Genomic DNA, 2,602 nt, shown 5'->3' with positions numbered 1-2,602 from the left:
GCGTACTGTCTTCGGCGACGCGCCTTGTCTGAAACTTTCGGTGGATGGCTATAGTCCGGCTATTCGCGAGCCTGCAAAAATCCCGCCATTTGGCGGGATTTTTTATGGCGTCCATCGTGCGCCGTCTATTCCGCCAGCGCGGCGGCGTCTGCCTGTTCTTCCAGCACGCTCTCCTTGACGATGCACATCGGTTTGCCGCTGACCGGGCAGGTGTATGGCGCGGCGTTCACCGCGAACACGTCGGCGAGCAGTGCCGGGGTCAGTACCGCCGACGGGCTGCCAGCGGCGACGAGGTGTCCCGCTTTCAGCACGATGAGGTGGTCGCAGTAGCGCGCCGCCTGGTTCAGGTCGTGCAGCACGGTGATGACGGTGGTCCGCGTTGTTGTTCGGCGCGCATCATATCCATCAGCGCGATTTGGTGGTTGAGGTCAAGGTAGGTCGTCGGTTCGTCCAGCAGCAGGTACGGGGTTTCCTGGGCGAGGGTCATCGCAAGGAAGGCGCGCTGTTGTTGGCCGCCGGAGAGTTCGTCCACCCGTTTGTCGGCTAGCTGATCGGTGTGCGTCGCCGCCATCACCCGCTCAACGATGGCGAGATCAGCCTTGCCGAGCCGTCCCCAGAGATTGAGGTAGGGGCTGCGCCCATAGCCGACGAGGGTACGCACGCTGATGCCTTCGGGAATCATGTGGTGCTGCGGCAGCAGCGAGAGGCGGCGGGCGAAGCGGCGCGGGCTCATGCGGTACACCGGTTCATTGTCGAGGGTGAGTTCGCCGCGCTGCGGCGGCAGCAGGCGGGCGATGGTTTTCAGCAGGGTGGATTTGCCGCAGCCGTTTGGCCCCAGCAGGGCGGTGATTTTGCCTTCCGGGATGGTGGCGGTGATGCCGTGCAGGATTTTGGTATCGCCGTAGCCGTTGTGCAGGTCGTTGATTTGTAATGCCATTAGTGTTTCCGTCGGAGCAGGTAGAAGAAGTAGGGCGCGCCGATGAGGGCGGTGAAGATGCCCGCCGGCAGTTCGAGCGGCGGGCGGATGCTGCGCACGGCGATGTCGCTCACTTGCAGGATGAGCGCGCCGGTGAGCATCGCGGCGGGGAGGAGGTAGATGTGCCGCCCGCCGACGAGTTTGCGCGCCAGATGCGGGGCGACGAGGCCGAGGAAGGCGATGGGGCCGGTAATGGCGACCGCTGCGCCGACCCATGCCAGCACGATGACATTCACCATGCCGCGCAGTTGCCGCACCGACAGGCCGAGCGACTGCGCCGCCTCATCGGAAAGGCGGAGCAGGTTCAGCTTGGGCAACAGCCACAGCAGCGGCAGGATGGGCAACAGCACCCACGGCCAGAACTGGTGCCATTGCGCCCAGGTGATATTTTCCAGACTGCCCGCCAGCCAGCGCATCACGCTGCTCGCCTGCGTCTCATCCAGTAGCAGCGCGGCGCGGCCGAGGGCGACACAAAAGGCGCTGACGGCAATCCCGGCGAGAATCAGCCGGTTTTGCTGCAAACGCCCGCCGCTGTAGCTGATGAACATCACCAGCGACCACGACAGCATCCCGCCGATGGCGGCAGCGGCGGAGAGGCGGGTGCCACGGAGAAAATGTTACACCGCCTGCGCCGGAATGACCGCGCTCGCCGGGCGGTGCAAGAAAAACAGCAGCGCCGCCAGCCCGGCGACAGTGCAGAGCGCGGCAATGGCGAGCGCCACCAGACTGCGCTCATGCGCGCGCCAACTGTTCCAGGCGAAAAACAGGCCGAGCGCGAAGACGGCGGCGGCCAGCACCAGCGCGGTGGCATTGACGCCGGCGGGGGTGACGGTGAGGGAAAAATCGCCCGCCGCCGCAGAAGTCAAAAAAACGCCGGTGAAAATGATGCCCAGCCCGGCACCGGCATTGATGGAGAGCAGCGAGGGCGAGGCGAGCGGATTGCGCGTCATCGTTTGCAGGAGCAGGCCGCTGACCGCCATCACCGCGCCGACCAGGAGCGTGGTCAAAATACGCGGCAGCCGCACCGCCAGCACCACGCGCTGATCGAGCGACAAATCGGCGGCGGCAGGATGGGCGAGCGCGGCAAGCACCGCGCCCGCGCCAGAGCCTTTCGGCAAAAAAAGCCAGGCCGCATACAAACAAAGCGCCGCCAGGAAAACGGGCAGCAGCAGCCATTTCAGCCACGCGGGAAAAGATTTCATGCGAGAAGACCGGGTTTGGGTGAATAAATAAAAAAATGGATAACCATGCCGCATCGGCGGTGGCAGGTAACACGCTTATAAGGTGCGCCTTGGCGCACCGTTAAACCGGAAAGGCGCCGCGCTATAAAAACGGATGCCATGACGGTATTACGCTTGCGGATTTTTACAACCAGATTAGTTGGTTGCGTCGATTTGCCCCCTCCCCTGCAGGACGCGCAGCGTCCGCAGCGGGGGAGGGTCGGGGTGGGGGTAGAGGAATCCATGCCATCGCCGCCATACCTTTCCACACACCACAGGATGCGCGAGGGCAGCACTGCCAAAGCCATTTACATACACCTCCCTCGCTATCGTGTATGTAAACCGAATAACCGCAGCTCGGGCATCAATGCCCGACCTGCAAACTGACATCCCCCCTCCCCCTGTG

Annotated in this window: 1 protein-coding gene and 2 pseudogenes; all 3 read right to left on the bottom strand. The window is 63.7% G+C overall.

What is annotated here, in order from left to right; all coding sequences use genetic code 11:
- Positions 1 to 125 precede the first annotated feature (125 nt).
- The 3 genes and pseudogenes from fecE to Q0349_RS06300 all read right to left on the bottom strand — a co-directional run bounded on the left by fecE (position 126) and on the right by Q0349_RS06300 (position 2,178).
- Positions 126 to 937: pseudogene (gene fecE, locus Q0349_RS06310) on the bottom strand (Fe(3+) dicitrate ABC transporter ATP-binding protein FecE).
- A pseudogene (locus tag Q0349_RS06305) lies at positions 937 to 1,560 on the bottom strand (iron chelate uptake ABC transporter family permease subunit); the annotation flags it as partial. The pseudogenes fecE and Q0349_RS06305, both read right to left, overlap by 1 nt.
- Positions 1,561 to 1,593: 33 nt before the next feature.
- On the bottom strand, positions 1,594 to 2,178 hold the full coding sequence (locus Q0349_RS06300; RefSeq protein ID WP_298080026.1) for an iron chelate uptake ABC transporter family permease subunit: 585 nt from the start codon (positions 2,176 to 2,178) through the stop codon (positions 1,594 to 1,596).
- Between the last annotated feature and the right edge of the window lie 424 nt (positions 2,179 to 2,602).

The organism is uncultured Cardiobacterium sp., assembly GCF_938028185.1.
Classification (GTDB): domain Bacteria; phylum Pseudomonadota; class Gammaproteobacteria; order Cardiobacteriales; family Cardiobacteriaceae; genus Cardiobacterium.
This window is presented reverse-complemented; position numbering and strand designations above follow the sequence as displayed.